Origin of the sequence: Desulfitobacterium dichloroeliminans LMG P-21439, assembly GCF_000243135.2 — a bacterium.
GTDB classification, from domain to species: Bacteria; Bacillota; Desulfitobacteriia; order Desulfitobacteriales; family Desulfitobacteriaceae; genus Desulfitobacterium; species Desulfitobacterium dichloroeliminans.
In genome coordinates, this window is the sequence record NC_019903.1 from 1,709,378 (window position 1) to 1,724,727 (window position 15,350).

At 42.9% G+C, this 15,350-nt stretch carries 17 protein-coding genes; 16 read left to right on the top strand and 1 reads right to left on the bottom strand.

Annotation, left to right across the window (positions count from 1 at the left end; genetic code table 11):
* Positions 1 to 25: 25 nt before the first annotated feature.
* The 14 genes from DESDI_RS08025 to DESDI_RS08080 all read left to right on the top strand — a co-directional run bounded on the left by DESDI_RS08025 (position 26) and on the right by DESDI_RS08080 (position 13,168).
* Entirely contained in the window at positions 26 to 352 is a 327-nt protein-coding gene (locus tag DESDI_RS08025; protein ID WP_015262137.1) for a thioredoxin family protein, read from the top strand.
* A 152-nt stretch (positions 353 to 504) separates the two neighbouring features.
* The gene (locus DESDI_RS08030) at positions 505 to 840 is read left to right on the top strand and encodes a rubredoxin-like domain-containing protein (RefSeq protein WP_015262138.1); all 336 of its coding nucleotides are present in this window, start codon (positions 505 to 507) and stop codon (positions 838 to 840) included.
* 239 nt (positions 841 to 1,079) lie between these two features.
* Positions 1,080 to 1,289, top strand: a complete 210-nt coding sequence (gene tatA, locus DESDI_RS08035) for a twin-arginine translocase TatA/TatE family subunit (protein WP_015262139.1) — start codon at positions 1,080 to 1,082, stop codon at positions 1,287 to 1,289.
* A 243-nt stretch (positions 1,290 to 1,532) separates the two neighbouring features.
* Complete coding sequence (locus DESDI_RS18275) at positions 1,533 to 1,784, top strand: hypothetical protein (protein WP_242825454.1); 252 nt, start codon at positions 1,533 to 1,535, stop codon at positions 1,782 to 1,784.
* 22 nt (positions 1,785 to 1,806) lie between these two features.
* Positions 1,807 to 3,594, top strand: coding sequence for a molybdopterin-dependent oxidoreductase (locus tag DESDI_RS08040; RefSeq protein ID WP_242825472.1), 1,788 nt, complete (start codon positions 1,807 to 1,809; stop codon positions 3,592 to 3,594).
* A gap of 4 nt (positions 3,595 to 3,598) precedes the next feature.
* Positions 3,599 to 4,213 (top strand): 4Fe-4S dicluster domain-containing protein, encoded by a 615-nt coding sequence (locus tag DESDI_RS17630; RefSeq protein ID WP_015262141.1) that lies wholly within the window; start codon positions 3,599 to 3,601, stop codon positions 4,211 to 4,213.
* Entirely contained in the window at positions 4,182 to 5,414 is a 1,233-nt protein-coding gene (locus tag DESDI_RS08045; RefSeq protein WP_015262142.1) for a PucR family transcriptional regulator, read from the top strand. Before DESDI_RS17630 ends, DESDI_RS08045 begins: the two co-directional genes overlap by 32 nt.
* 223 nt (positions 5,415 to 5,637) lie before the next feature.
* Complete coding sequence (locus DESDI_RS08050) at positions 5,638 to 7,995, top strand: molybdopterin-containing oxidoreductase family protein (RefSeq protein ID WP_015262143.1); 2,358 nt, start codon at positions 5,638 to 5,640, stop codon at positions 7,993 to 7,995.
* Positions 7,996 to 7,997: 2 nt separating this feature from the next.
* The gene (locus DESDI_RS08055; RefSeq protein WP_015262144.1) at positions 7,998 to 8,687 is read left to right on the top strand and encodes a 4Fe-4S dicluster domain-containing protein; all 690 of its coding nucleotides are present in this window, start codon (positions 7,998 to 8,000) and stop codon (positions 8,685 to 8,687) included.
* The gene (gene nrfD, locus DESDI_RS08060; RefSeq protein WP_015262145.1) at positions 8,677 to 9,963 is read left to right on the top strand and encodes an NrfD/PsrC family molybdoenzyme membrane anchor subunit; all 1,287 of its coding nucleotides are present in this window, start codon (positions 8,677 to 8,679) and stop codon (positions 9,961 to 9,963) included. The genes DESDI_RS08055 and nrfD overlap by 11 nt, the downstream gene beginning before the upstream one ends.
* Positions 9,960 to 10,640: a TorD/DmsD family molecular chaperone gene (locus tag DESDI_RS17305; protein ID WP_015262146.1), complete on the top strand. Its 681-nt coding sequence runs from the start codon at positions 9,960 to 9,962 to the stop codon at positions 10,638 to 10,640. Before nrfD ends, DESDI_RS17305 begins: the two co-directional genes overlap by 4 nt.
* Positions 10,641 to 11,197: 557 nt before the next feature.
* Entirely contained in the window at positions 11,198 to 11,416 is a 219-nt protein-coding gene (locus DESDI_RS18065; RefSeq protein ID WP_015262147.1) for a hypothetical protein, read from the top strand.
* A gap of 217 nt (positions 11,417 to 11,633) precedes the next feature.
* The gene (locus DESDI_RS08075) at positions 11,634 to 12,062 is read left to right on the top strand and encodes a hypothetical protein (protein ID WP_015262149.1); all 429 of its coding nucleotides are present in this window, start codon (positions 11,634 to 11,636) and stop codon (positions 12,060 to 12,062) included.
* Positions 12,063 to 12,298: 236 nt separating this feature from the next.
* Positions 12,299 to 13,168, top strand: a complete 870-nt coding sequence (locus tag DESDI_RS08080) for an SDR family oxidoreductase (protein WP_015262150.1) — start codon at positions 12,299 to 12,301, stop codon at positions 13,166 to 13,168.
* A gap of 55 nt (positions 13,169 to 13,223) precedes the next feature.
* Here the strand turns inward: DESDI_RS08080 and DESDI_RS08085 are convergent, their stop codons facing one another.
* Positions 13,224 to 14,057 (bottom strand): DUF3102 domain-containing protein, encoded by an 834-nt coding sequence (locus DESDI_RS08085; protein WP_015262151.1) that lies wholly within the window; start codon positions 14,055 to 14,057, stop codon positions 13,224 to 13,226.
* 193 nt (positions 14,058 to 14,250) lie between these two features.
* Here DESDI_RS08085 and DESDI_RS08090 point away from each other — a divergent pair, with 193 nt between their 5' ends.
* Positions 14,251 to 14,784: a hypothetical protein gene (locus tag DESDI_RS08090; RefSeq protein WP_015262152.1), complete on the top strand. Its 534-nt coding sequence runs from the start codon at positions 14,251 to 14,253 to the stop codon at positions 14,782 to 14,784.
* 119 nt (positions 14,785 to 14,903) lie between these two features.
* Complete coding sequence (locus DESDI_RS08095; protein ID WP_015262153.1) at positions 14,904 to 15,266, top strand: YccF domain-containing protein; 363 nt, start codon at positions 14,904 to 14,906, stop codon at positions 15,264 to 15,266.
* Positions 15,267 to 15,350 lie beyond the last annotated feature (84 nt).

Below are 15,350 nucleotides of genomic sequence, written 5' to 3' on the forward strand. Positions count from 1 at the left end.
TCAGATTGAAGGGTAGGAGATAAGAGTGACCTATGAACCCCATCACATTCTTCAGAATCAAGAACATCTGGAGCAATTACTGAAGCTAGAGAAACTTAACCTTCTCTACTTCAGCTCTTCTAGTTGCAACGTATGCCATGTCTTTATATCTAAGGTGTTGAAATTAGCTAAGGAATATAATATACCTGTGGTAGAAATCGATATTCAGAAACATAGGGAAGTGGCCGGACAAACCTTGGTCTTTACTGTGCCTACTCTCCTGGTTATGCACGAGGGAAAGGAAGTGCTCAGAGAGAGTCGTTTTATCGACCTCCAAAATGTCGCCCGCTTGATTGAACAAGTCATAGCGTAATGGAAATCCTTGAGTATAGATTGAGAGGAAATGGAGGCAAAGTATTTTGACTAAAAATGAAGGGTTTTTAAAAGTAATATAGAATAGTAAATAATATAAACTAGGTCATCCTATCAAAAATATAATTGAATAAATTTGAAGGAGGGTCACTAATGAAAAAATTATTTAAGTGTACAGTCTGCGGTTTTATCGGCGAAGGTGAATCAGCACCAGAGAAATGTCCTAAATGCGGTGCTCCCGCTGAGAAGTTTGAAGAACTTTCTAGCGAAGCAGCTGCGAAGGTTTACCGTTCTGACAAGACTAACGTGATCCACATGGAAGTTATCGCGTTAGCTGATAAGATTATTAAGCTTAGCCTAGAAGGAATCGAGGATGACTTGGATCCTAACTGTGTCATAACCTTCGAGAAAGCTATCGATGAAGCTTGGACTATGAAACAAAGATGTAAAGCCGAGTTAGCTGGACATATGAAAGTGGGTAAATGGTAATCTGTTGAATTAAAGCTACAGGGCTTAGACGTGAAGCTATAAACTCACGGCTAAGCCTTTTATTATGTTTAGTTTTATTATGATCAGATAATATAATCTCTGTCAGTCTGAGTGTGTTCATTAGATTCTAGCATTTAATGGGTGACTGCTATATAATGAAGACAAGATTATTTGAAATTTGGGAAAGATAGAATTGCTTGAACGTTCTTGATAGACTAAAGAAATAGAGGTGAAGGATAATGATAACCTTTGGAATGATTACCCCAGTGGTAGCGGTTATTGTTCTGATTATTGCTCTCCTTATTTTTGGCCCAGGAAAGCTTCCCGAAGTCGGAAAGTCGTTGAGTAAGGGTGTTAAGAATTTTAAAAGGGAAATGAATACTGTTGATGCCGAGATTATCAGTGAGGAAAAGAATGTAAACCCGAAGGAAGAAAAGAAAGAAGATTAGACCTGAAGGTGGAGGCTCCTGCAGGGGGTATGTCATGAGAAAGTAAAGGCTTGCGAATTTATAAGTGGATTCGTAAGCCTTTTTGGCTTGTTAACTGATCATTCGTTGTCCAATTCTTGACTTGATGAGTTGCAGGAGTTTAAAGAGTTGATTTCTATAGACCTATGTATTATCGTTATAAGAAAATAATTTTGAATATTTGACGGAAATCTCATTAAGTAATGGAAGTCCATGGGGGTGCGTATGGAGTCTATATACAATAACGTCTGTTCATCGGATTGCCGAGCTTCATGTCGGATCAAGACTAAGGTCCAAAATGGCCGAATTGTTAGCATTCAGGGAGATCCTATTGATGAATATACCTTAGGCTCTTTATGTGCTAAAGGGTACGCTCATTTACAACGGATCTATACCCCGGACAGAATCACTTACCCGATGAAACAAGTGGGTAAAGGTACCGGAAACGCGAATTTCCTGGGATCAAGCACTGCATGAAATAGCCGAGAAGCTAATTGACATTCAGAACAAGTATAACTCTATGCTTCCTGTTTGCCTTAATAAATACCTAGGGACTATGGGCTTGCTCTCCAGAAGCATCGAAGGCTTTTTTAACAGTATCGGTTATATTACCTTGATGACGGGTTCTCCCTGCGTAGCTACTGGGATAGATGCGTTGGATTTGAGCTTCGGATCATGTAAAAAGCCAGTTCCTGAAGATATGATTGAGGCTCGCTTAATTCTTGTCTGGGGGGGGAATCCAGCCTGGACAACCCATCATCAGATGCGCCTAGTTTTTGAGGCTAGGGAAAAAGGCGCTATTTTAGTGGTCATTGATCCGATTTTATCGGCTACGGCGGCAAGGAGTGATCTATACGTTCAAATCAAACCAGGGACCAATTTGGACCTGGCTCTAGGTATCGCCAAGGTTTTATATGAAGAAAATTTAGTGGATGCAGATTTTCTGAGTCATTATACGAAGGGTTGGCCTGAATTTCAAGCCACATTAGAAAAGGTAAATTTAGCAGATGTTGCTGTAGCGACAGAAATCCCCGTACATGAGATTAGGAATCTAGCCCACTTGATTGGTAACACTAAGCCAATGACCATTTGGTTAGGAGCCGGAGTACAGCATACCGCTATGGGGGGACAAAGTTTCCGAGTAATTTCTGCTTTAGTAGCTATGACTGGAAATATTGGTATACCCGGTGGAAATATTCATTATGCTACTTTTGATTCCTGGGATTTCGCTGGGGAATTTACGTCGCTTAAGCCCCCTGAAGATAGATGTGGTATTCCAGATGCTCAAGGGCAGCATCAACATCGCTATGTAGGAACAGGAAGATTTGCAGAACTTATGTCAATGGATCCCCCAATCGACCTGCTTTGGGTGGCTTCTCACAATCCGGTTGCCCAAGCTCCCGATTCAGGAGCCGTTAAGAGAGCATTAAAGTCCATACAGACTGTTGTCGTTGCTGACAAGTTTCTTACCCCTACGGCTCAATACGCTGATTACTTCTTACCGGTGGCATCCCATTATGAATACGAGGATGTTGTTATATCATACTGGCATTATGGTGCTGCCATTAATCAAAGAGCGATTGCTCCCTTGGGTGAAAGTAAATCTGACTTCGAGATTATGCGTGAACTAGCGATTGTATTAAACAAGCTTGCGCCGGGATTCAGTACCTTTCCCGTGGAACGGGAGGCTGTAGAATGGCTTGATATGGAGATGAAGCCTCAATATCCTAAATTAGGGATATCCGACTATCGCGACTTGATGGAACAATACCGGCGGGTTGATTTGCCCAAAGTACCTTGGCAAGACAAGGTTTTTTTGACTCGGTCCGGGAAATATGAATTCCTTACGGAACCCGCCTTAACCCATGAGATCTCTTCCTTTGCTCAGGATATCGAGGAAGGTCAAGAAGGTAAAGACTACCCTTTTCGGTTATTGCGCATTCGTAGTTACGCGACCCTTAACTCGCAGTTCAGGAATCTTGTGGGTATGGAGGGAGTCTCCGAAAAGACAAAGGTTTTGCTTAATCCAGAGACGGCTCTATTGAAGGATATCGAGGAAGGGGTAAAGGTTAGGGTGTATAACCAGTTAGGTCAAATCGTATTACCTGTGAGTCTGTCTGAGAGTATTCCACCCGATGTTGTATCGGTATATATCGGTTGTGACTCAAAGCATGATATTGAATTAAATAACATTATTGCTTTAATTGATACCGATTTGGGAGAGAGCTGTTCTGATGCTAAAGGGTTAGCCTTTAACAATACGTATGTGAATTTAGCGAGGGTGTGAGAAAATGGCTCGAACACAAAGAGGATTCCTTTTTGATCCCAATCGCTGCTTAGGGTGCCGGACCTGTGTCATGGCCTGCGCTACTGGGAACAATTTGCCACCTGGTATCTATTTGCGCAACGTTGAGCTGCAAGAATTTCAAAAAGGGGCTCAGGTTATAAAATACTACCTTTCTACTTCGTGCAATCATTGCGCCAATCCGGAGTGTTTCCGCCTTTGTCCGGAGCAAGCCTACCGAAAACGACATGATGGCGTAGTGTTATTTGACCAAACAAAATGTACAGGTTGTGGAACTTGCACACGAGGCTGTCCGTTTGAAGCACCAGTCGTCAATCCAGCCACGGGAAGAGTAATCAAATGTGATTTGTGTTATGAAAAATTGGACGAAGGAGAAACGCCTTTTTGTGTATCCTCGTGTCCAGTACAGGCATTAACCCTAATAGATTTAAGCGATACCAATTCAAAGACTGCGGATATCGTGCGGAGGTTGCCAGGGGTTGTAAAGATCCAACTCACGCGACCCTCGATTCGCTACGTTGCACTGAAGATAGGAAAGCAGATCTTGCGACATCCAAGAAGGAAAGGGGATGGGTATGGAAACGAGGATGAATTACAGTGAGCTCTTTGTCCGCTCAATGAAGGATTTGGCCCAAGGCCAAGATATTCCTCACATTGCGGCGAGGCTTGCTCAAGAGATAGGCAAAGCCATCATTATTACTGATTCTGTTAATCGTGTCTTGGTACTTCACGATCCACGAGGAACCGGGGTGAGTGTTGGGGAATTCTTCCCACTTCGCCTTGGAAATGGCGATGATATAGAAGCTGATTTCTTTACTGAAGTGAACCAGTTTAACGAGGGTCTATGGGAAACACAAAAGGGAGTACTCCATTATGTCTATTATGCGATTAAAGTGCCCGGTAAACTTTTTGGCCATTGTATCGTTCTCTGTGCGAACCAGGATTTACAGCCTGGCCAAAGGGTTCTTATCCAGCAAGTGTCGTTGACACTGCTACTGGCTTTAAAAGAGGCCTCAATCAGGGAGACTGAGCGGGGTTGGCTTCTGGATGAGTTTATATACGATGTCCTGTATAATAACTATCATTCTAAAATTGCACTTTATGAAAAGGCCCAGCGTTTGCATTGGAATATCGAGGGACCTTTTGCAATTATTGTCCTAGAATCTCCCACGGATAAGCTTCTCAAGGTCAGGCGGCTAGGACCGTCCCGGTTCAATTCCTTCCCACCGATCTACACGGTTATCAATGAAAATGCCGTTGTTATCCTCTCCCTGACCAACTTACCAAACCTTCAGATTAAGGGAGCCATAAACCAGTTTATTACTGAACTTTTAGGTAACCTGTCATTTTGCAGCATAAAAGATGTTCACATGGGTGTGGGTTCTACAGCAGTTGCCTTAACCGATTTACATCAACGTTTTCAGGAAGCAAAGATTGCCCTAGAACTCGGTAAAGTGTTCGGATCGGGTAACATAAGCCACTTTGATGAGATGGGATTTCTGAAATTCATTTTTACGGCGCCAGCCCAAGAGCTCCAAGAGTTCGCACAACGAACTCTTGGTGAAATCATAGCTTATGATTTGGAGATGGAAACGGCTTTACTGAGCACACTACGAACCCATATTGATCAAAAATGTCAAATTTCCAATACTTCCAAGGTTCTCTATGTTCACGAAAATACTTTGCGCAACAGAATTAAAAAAATCGAACAAATGCTCCGTCTCGATCTTAACCGAGTGGACCACCTTGTCAATATCTATATTGCCCTGCAAATTCTGAATATGGAGTACGATGAAATGTAAATAGCTTCTCCCCAAATTAATAATTTTTTCCATGGAGTTTTCTACAAAGAGGACTCCTTTTTCTTGTGGAAAGTTCCACAGGCTTATGACTAGAAAAAGAGAATATATAAATAGTTGAAATAACAACTATTTTATCGAAAGATGGTGGTTTGAGTCGTTTGAACGAAGGATGATTGCTCGAATAATCATCTAGCTAATGTCCAAAAATTATGGGGGTGAACTAATGGGCTTTTCACGTAGACAATTTTTAGGCGGGGGTCTGGCGCTCGGCGGCGCTCTTGCAACTGGAGCACCCGCGTCCATCCTACGGGGTTTAGGTATAGCAAAGGAAGTTAACGCAGCCCCGGTAAATGACCAAGAAAAAATCAGTTATAGTTGCTGTAACCCGGAATGTAACAACTGTTCCTTACAAGTTCATGTTCGCAATGGTAAGCTTGTCAGAATTTCTCCGAATCCCAATTATTACACCAGACCCTGCTTGCGTGGTCGTTCCCGCTTACAGTGGAATTACCATCCGGATCGGCTCAAGTATCCGTTCAAAAGGGTCGGGGAGCGCGGCGAAGGAAAATGGGAGCGCATTTCTTGGGAAGAGGCGTTAGATACAATCGCCACTAAGTTGGGACAAATCCGCGATGAGTCCGGTCCTGAATCAGTCTGGTTTACAGCTGGGGCAGTAATGTCAGTTTTGCCGAATTCCATGCAAAGAAGATTTGCTAATGCTTTTGGTAAAGGTGTAATGACCGGCGGAATAGGTTCCCTATGCTGTGCGGCTCAAGGTGAAGCCTCAACAGCTACCCAAGGTTATCGTACCGCCGGAATTGAAGAGAAGGCATATAGTAAACTACTCATTGCTTGGGGTCATAACCCGGCCGTTACCTATATTCCGCACTCACGCATAATGGCTGATGCATTGGATAAAGGCTGTCGTTTGATTACAATCGACCCACGCTTCAGTGAGACTGCCTCTAAGGCTGATAAATGGATCTCCATTAAACCCGGTACCGATACAGCAATGGCTATGGCCATGATTAGAATCATCATCGAAGAGAATCTTTACGACGAAAAATTTGCCTTAGGCAGAAGTAATTTACCCTTTTTGGTTAACGAAGCAACCGGTAAATTATTACGCCAAGACGATGTCGTTGCCGGTGGTGACCATGAGGCCTTTGTGGTCTGGGATCAGTCGACTAATGGACCTGCTCTTCCCAATGAGGCAGTAGCTCCTGTCCTCGAGGGAACATTTAAAATCGGTGATCTAACTGTGCGCACAGTATTTGCACGCTTGAGAGAAAGAGTTGCGAAATTTACCCCCGAATACGCCAGTGAGATCACAGGTGTACCGGCCGAGGATATCAGCGAAGTTGCTTACACTTATGCAACTGTTAAACCGGCTATGATCGATAGCGGCATGTCCGGTGCCCAACGCACAAGTAGCGGCGCCTATTTCGTCCAGTCGCTCTTAAACCTTGCTGGCTTGACCGGAAATATTGGATTACTGGGTGGCGGTGTTAACGATACCGGTGGTTTCTCACATGGTACTAATGTGGCCATAAATGCACCCTTTAAGGCTGATAATAAGGGAGTAATCCCGGCTACCAAGGTTGGGGAATATTTGAGCGAGGGTAAGCCTTATCCGATCAGAGCGATTTATTGGCAAGGTAAGGGTATGGGACAGCTGCCGAATACCAATAAGGTTGTTGAAGGCTTTAAGAAGATGGATTTCATTGTAGTGCAAGAGCATTTCTTTGGTGATGCCGCATCTTTGGCTGATATCGTCTTACCGGTAGCGACTTTGTTTGAACGCTATGATGTAATGTGTAACTCCCGCTCCTTCTACTATCATCTCATGGATAAAGCCATCGAGCCCTTCATGGAAGCTCAATCCGATGGTTGGATCTATACCGAATTAGCAAAACGTTTGGGCTTTGGTGAATACTTCGACAAGACTGAAGAAGAATGGATCGATGTTGTTTTGGAACAAACCGGACTAACCGTCGAGAGCTTGCGTAAGAGTGGTCCGGTTTATCAATGGAGCGATCCAAAATTGAATAAGTACGGCGTAAAGTGGGATAAAAAACCCTTCACCTTCTTTGTTGACACACCCTTCAAAACGGCTTCCGGGCGTTTTGAGTTCCACGCATCACGCTGGGAAGATAAAGGATTCGAACCGCTTGTCAATTATTTCCCACCTGAGGAATCAAAAGAGACTGCACCTGAGCTGTACGAGAAATACCCGTTAAGCCTAGTAGCTAATAAAATTCGGACCAAGGTCCACAGCACTTACGCAATCATGCCGTGGCTTTCGGAGATTTATCCGAAGGGATGGGTTACTATGAGTACAGTGGATGCCGAAGCCAGAGGAATCAAGGATGGCGATATGGTAGAAGTATTTAACGATCGCGGTTCTGTTAAAGTAACTGCCCACGTGGGTAATGGAATTCGTCCTGGGGTTGTATCGATGCCTAACGGTTGGTGGATGCAACAGGGCTATTGCTCTAGTGTCCTGAGTAATGACTATACTCATCCCCAAGCGTATGGGCACGCCCTTAATTCAACCTTAGTCCAGGTTAAGGGGGTATAAAGATGAGTGTGAAATTAGGAATGTTAATTGACCAAGATCGTTGCATTGGTTGCTGGACTTGTTCGGTTATCTGTAAGATGGAGAACAATATTGGTTTAGGGAACTGGTGGAACCGCATCCTCAGTAACGGTACAGATGAATACGGAACCACTCCGGCCACGGGTTTAGACGGACAACCCACACTATACTACCAGCCCACCGCTTGTATGCACTGTGAAAATGCACCTTGTGTACGTGCTTGTCCTACCGGGGCCACCTATAAGGATGAAAATGGGATTACCAGACAAGACTATAAGAAGTGTATTGGTTGCCGGACCTGTATGGCTGCTTGCCCATATAACGCTCGTGTCTTTAACTGGGGAACGCCAGAGCACGTACCAGCTTTTGATGATGATCACATTGGCGATGCGCGTGTTCCCAGTCGTCCAAAGGGCGTAGTCGAAAAATGCACTTTCTGTCAGGAGAAAGTAGCCCAAGGGGAAAGTCCTGCTTGTGTTACCGGTTGCACAGCAAATGCCCGTGTATTCGGTGATTTAAATGACCCAAATAGTGAAATTTCCCGGTTGATTAGGGAGCGTGGTGCTAAGCCTTTATTGGAGGATATAGGCACTAAGCCTAGTGTTTACTATGTGCCACCGCGCCGTAAACTCAAAAAGCCTGCTTTTGAAGGGAGCGGTTACTATGGTGAATAATGAATCCAACACCCGACGTACTTTGATGGCTGTTTTGGCCGGATTAGCGTTAATCGGCGGAGGCTTTTATGTCAATCAGCTAATAAACGGCCTGCAAGTTACCGGTATGAATAACTCTGTATCCTGGGGACTTTATATCGTTACTTTCGCTTTTCTCGTGGGCTTGAGCGCGGGTGGATTGATTATCTCTTCCTCCGCTTATGTTCTTAAGATCGAAAGATTGAAAAGTGTTGCCCCTATTGGTGTTGTCGTTGCCGTTGCTTGTATCATCGGGGCGGCTGCCATGATTATGGCTGACGTTGGACATCCGGAACGTGTATTAAATATCGTTTTCGGTGGGCGCTTTACTTCCCCGATTGCTTGGGACTTCCTAGTGATCAGTATCTATTTATTAGTTGGTCTTTATGAGTGCTGGATCTTCTTCAGTAATAAATGGAAAGGGGAAAGCGAAGAAAAGCGCGAGCATAAATTAGCGAAAGCAGCTATCTTCTCTTTGCCGATTGCCTTATTGGTACACTCTATTACAGCTTGGATCTTTGGTCTGCAAGTAGGTAAACCTTATTGGGATACTGCTTTGATGGCTCCCATCTTTATCTCATCCGCTGTAGTATCCGGTGTAGGGCTGTTATTACTTGTAGCTCATTTCGGCAGAAAAGTAGGTATTCCTGGCCTCGATAAAGAAAACTTAGGCACTTTGGCCAAGGTTCTTGTCGGCTTTATTTTCCTTGACCTATTTCTATTGTTTTGTGACCTTTTCACCTTGGTCTATTCTGGTGGAACAGTCCAAGCAGAAGCAGCTTTATTGATCTTGACTGGTAAATTTGCTCCGTTACTTTGGTTTGAGTTGATTGTGGGCATGGTGGTCCCCTTGTTCATCCTGGGTAATAAGTCGACAAATCGCTCAACAGGTTGGCTCGCTATAGCCGGTTTACTAGTTATGGTAGCTGTTTTCCTTAAGCGTATCAACATCATCTTACCGGGCTTCTTGGTTGAAAACATTAGTTTTGCACCTGGTGTATCAACCGGACGTTTTGTTGAAAGCACAGGGAATTTCTTTGAAGCCGGTCAAACTTCTTTTTCGTTGATTCCTTCCTATGTTCCAACCTTTAGCGAGATCGCCATTACTGTAGGGGTGCTCTCTTTGGTCGCTTTTATAATCGTCTATGGCACCGGTCTTGTCAGAAATATGGGAGCACAAACCGATGTGAATGCAGGTAATGCTGCTAGTCGTAAAGTTGTCGGTGGAAAGAATCTCACCAGTGGTGTTGCGAAATGATGAACCGCCAACATTGTGCTGATCAAGAGTTTGCGCGGACGATACTGTATCAGTTTTTAGCGATGACCTTTTACGAACCAGCGGATAATTTCCTGGTGGAACTTGAACAAGAGGACAGTAAGAAGGATCTGCTTGAGGCTAGCCGGTTGCTTCTGGAGGTAAAGGGCGTAGAGCTAATGCAAGAAATACTTCATACATTAGACGGTGTAAACAACGCCGGAAAATTAGGTCACCAGGATCTAAAAGCTGAGTATACTCGTCTGTTCCTCGGTCCCATGTCACCCGCGTGTCCTCCGTATGAATCGTATTTTGATACAAATCGACCCCAAGAATTCCAAGGCACCTTGATGGGGCCTTCTTCTGAGGCTATGGAAATAGCCCTTGCTGAAGAAGGTTTAGAGTTAACCCTTGATTATGCTGAACTTAGTGACCATGTAGCAATTGAGTTGGAATTCATGTACTATTTGCTATCACGGGCGTATGCTGAGGAAAAAGATTCGGATGTTTACTTGAAAAAGGCAAATGCTTTCTTTATGGAACACCTTTTTCCATGGCTGCCCAAGTTTGGTGCTAAATTATCCAAAGAGTCTCGACATCCATTTTACAAGGGTATTGGACTACTACTCGAGTCAACAGTCAAGATTGATTTAGGCTCCGTGGTGAATCAAAAGCACTAAGACAACCCTTACTAGTTAGTTGTAAAAAACCCGCGGCTTCGTGTCGCGGGTTGCTTATAATTTGAATGACCGATCTACAGGATAAGAAAGGAGTTTTGGAATTGAGAAGAATTATATCAGGAAAGATAATTCTATCGTTATTCATTGTTTTACTAATTTCACTTGGTCTTACAGGGTGTGGAAATGCTTCGACAACTGCCCCGGATAATAAATCGCAATCTCAGATCCAAACCACACCACCTTCTTCTGAGTCTGTTCCAGACCCAACGTCATCTCCCTCACCAGAACCAAACCCAAACTCTTCTGCACCAACAACTTCTATCACAACCCCGACCGACTCGCTGTCAAAATATGAACCGGTCTGACTTAATTAGATCTATCCTGTAAAGGAAATAGCTCCGGGTGAGCTATGTCAATTATGCAAGTCGACATTGATAAGGTGATAGGAAAATGTGCCCATTGCTTTGCAATAATTACGAATGTTATATTTAAGTGACCATCATAAGGAACCGAAACATTGAAACTAGAGATATATGTTTGAGAAGGAGATACAGAAGATGGAATCAAATAAAACATGCGTATTTTGCAATAAAGGTGGGCAACTAATACACAGCACAGATCAAAATTGTGATGTTCACAGCCAGTGCATTGTGTCTAATTTAGGTAAAGATAACCAGGTTGCCATCGCAATCGCCAAGGAATTTGACATGATTCCGAATTACAGCCAGTGTGGATCGGGCTGTGAAAATTGTAAAGACCGCTGGTGCGGGCGATAAAGGCTTAAATGATAAGGCTTAGAGGTATACCAATGTGGTATGTTCCTAAGCCTTTTATTGTAATGATTTTCTATAATGTGAATGCTTTTCAGGAAATGATGGACACAGATAAATACAAAAAAGGATTGAAGAAGTGAGAGTTTTGTTATATGATAAAAGTGAAAGAAATTACAATAACAAGCTGCCCGTACAAAACGTATTCTAAGGAGGTAGTGTTATGTCAGATTGTTGCCAAACCTTAGCTAACATTAGTCAAAAATACGCTTCATTAAATAAAAACAGCGGAATTAGAGAACTCTGCGAACGTGAAAAAGAAAATTATGAGGAAATATATGCGGAACTCATCAGGAAATATATAGAGAAGGCTGGCGAGATTGCGAATGATATTAGTGGAATACAGATTATCAATAAATTCACAACAAATAATGATGTCTGTGTTTACCCAGGGGGGCTCGTCAATGTTAGTTTGGAATATCTAGCGAAGTTATTAACGTTTGCAGATACAGCAGGTTATGAATGGGAAGTAGACTTCGTGGAGAATAATAATACGCACTTCAGAAATTTATACAATTGCATCGTCAAGGTCAAATGTAGTAAGGAAGAATTCGTAGATATGGCTGTTGGAAAGGGATTTAGATGCGCTTAACATGAAAAGACGATGTTTTGATAGTCCGACGTGTGGAAAGCTTGTGAGAAAAGTTCACAGGTGGATATGATATGTTGTTACCTTAAACGGGCAGTCGAGACTGAATTTATTTATTAGAAACACTTTTAAAGCCGTCCGTGGGACGGCTTTTTCTAATATTATGAGTAATGTCACCCTTTCAGGGCAACATTAATGAGAGTTTTATGTTGAGCCCGACAATCAAAGGAGTGACAATTATGAGTGAAACAAAGATCCCAAAACCCACCTTTCCAGCCCAGCATCAAGATCAGCAACCTGGTATTGAAACACTTATGAATCCTAGCCCCATTTTTGAAAATCTGAACTATCGTCCCAGTGGCAAACTGCAAGGGAAAGTTGCTCTCATCAGTGGTGGAGACAGCGGAATCGGCAGAGCAGTTTCTTTGCTCTATGCCAAAGAAGGTGCGGATGTTGTTATTGTATATCTTGATGAACATGGAGATGCACAGGCGACAAAAGAAAGAATTGAACAGCTCAGTCGACGCTGTCTGTTGATAGCAGGGGATATCGGAAATGAAGGTTTCTGTCACCAGGCTGTACAGAGAACACTAGAAACCTTTGGCAGTTTGGATATTCTCGTAAATAATGCGGCGGAACAGCATCCCCAGAATTCACTTCTGGATATTACTGCACAACAAATAGAGCAGACGTTCCGCACCAATATCTTTGGCATGTTGTATCTAACCAAGGCAGCCCTTCCTCATCTTAAGTATGGTTCTGTGATTATCAATACAGCTTCGATTACTGCGTATAAAGGTGATGCTAAGCTTATCGATTATTCCGCATCCAAAGGAGCAGTAGTAGCATTCACCCGTTCTCTATCAGAATCACTAATCAAACAGGGAATACGAGTCAATGGAGTTGCCCCTGGTCCCATCTGGACGCCGTTGATTCCTGCTTCTTTTGATGCCAACGAAGTCTCAACCTTCGGCAGCACTACCCCTATGCAACGAGCTGGCCAACCCGTAGAAGTAGCACCTGCCTATTTGTTCTTAGCTTGCGAGGGTTCTGCGTATGTATCGGGGCAGATCCTTCATGTTAATGGGGGAACAGTAGTTAATGGTTAGTGGATTGCCATTCAAAAAAGGCTTAGGGTACAACCCTAAGCCTTTTTACATTCCATCAGATTCTGTCCAAGTTCTTTGCCAGAAATTTAGTTAGTTTATTTTTATACTCTTCATAAACTTCGGGGTTTTTGTTAGACAATTGTCCTAGCTCCCATACAAGATCTTTAAAGGTTTTATCTAAACTTTCATAGAGAAAGGCAACCTTATTCGCTGAGGTCTTGAAGTAGGCTTCAGTAAGGTTCTTTGTCATTCGTTGGACATGCTCGTAAGATGAACTTTTCTTGACCGAGTTTAACTCGGAGCTAAGCTTCCCCACCTTGGTCTCAATCCCTATTTGGTACTTTCTTAATTCCTCTGCTTTCCTCCTTAAGCCATCCCGCTCTGAGGTCAGCTGGGTTACTTTGTTTACCTGGTCATCGAGTGCTATCTGAAGATCTGTTTTTTCTTGAAGGACTTGATTCCGTTCTTCTAGGGCATGACTTCGCTCTTGAACGACCTTTTGCAGCTCACGGCTGGACATACTTTCCACATCTATCTCCGCTATCAGTTGGGTTCGCTCTTCTTCAGAGATTCCTAATAGGATGAGCGCCTGAGTATAATTTAAATTCGGCATGTTGGTGGTGTCAAGGGAATTTGGCTGTTGAGACAAGTTCTCTCCATAGGCTTCGAAGAGGCCCATCAATCTTTGTGCTGTTCTTTCAGAGTAATTTACTGACTCACTCAACCACTTCAGCCATTCCCCATACTGAAGCATATTTTTAGCTTCACTCAGACGACTACCTATCTCAATAGCACTGACAAGAAGGATTTTCCCCGTCTGATTTCTAATTGAATTGATTTCAGCCGCTACTACAAGCGGGGTGCGTTCTGTGATTATGCTCATAAACATGCTGATCCTTTCTATAGCTTTTATCCCCAGGATATGCAGATGATGACAAAAGTGATAATCTCATTTATAGGGCATGTCTAACAATCCGACAGCGCTGTCGGATTGTTAGACATGCCAGTTACCTCCAGACCGGATCGATATAATTTATGCTATACTATTGGTACACACATTTTTCTTTATTGGAGGACTGGGAATGAGTAAAGTGGATATTAAAGGAATAATATATCAACAGAAACTATCAAATACTGAATTATCCAATGAAGCGTCACAGATTGGAAAGGTTATGGCATATAGTGAAGGTGAAGTAAAAGTCGTGGAAAAGAGATATCATGCAAGAGAACTTTTTCATGAAGTTTTAAGTGGTTTAAGTCTTGATCAATTTAACAAGGGGGTTCTAGAGCTTGAAGCACGGGGGATTGTTAAGCTTGAAAGATTACCAGGTACAGAACCCTTTCAATTTGCGTATGTAAGACCTACATTCATGCTTTTCTTCATCTTTGAGAAGGAATTGAGATTTGATCCTACGCTTGATGCTGAAAAGGTACTTGAAATAATTGAAGAAGTGAATTTTATAGATGGTCTCAAACTAGAAAAACAATCCGGGTTGACAGTTACTAGAATAAACCGCGCAGTTGAAGCACTTGAAAACTACATGCTCGTTAAAACCTACCAGTGTGAGGGTACAGAGCCCTTTACCTTTGCTTTTGCTGAGTATTTAAAACCTTAAGGTGTCATGCTCGCAAGTAAATCAATAAGTTGAATACGGTCAGCACAAGAGTCTTTTATAGACATAGAGATATTACTGAAGGACTTCAACACTGACTTATGAGAATGTGGGGAGAAATAATGAATTTACTTGGAAATATCATTTGGCTGGTTTTTGGCGGAATTCTTGCAGCTATTGCCTGGTTTCTAGCAGGTCTGATTTTGTGCATAACCGTGATCGGGATACCCTTTGGGCTCCAATGCTTTAAGATAGCTCAGTTTGTATTGTGGCCCTTTGGTAAAGAAATCGAGCTGGGTCATTTTGGAGTGGGAGGTCTTCTTTTAAATATCCTCTGGCTCATTTTTTTGGGTTGGGAGCTAGCTATCGGTCATCTTGTGATTGGCGCATTATTTTGCTTGACGATTATCGGTATTCCCTTTGGACTTCAGCATTTTAAGTTTGCAATGCTGGGGCTTATCCCTTTTGGAGCTAAGATTCGCTGAAATACTCTTAGGCACTGGATATATGTTCTATTTTTATATTTCCTGAAGAATTCTTGACGATATTCTGCTAAAATGTAAAATAGA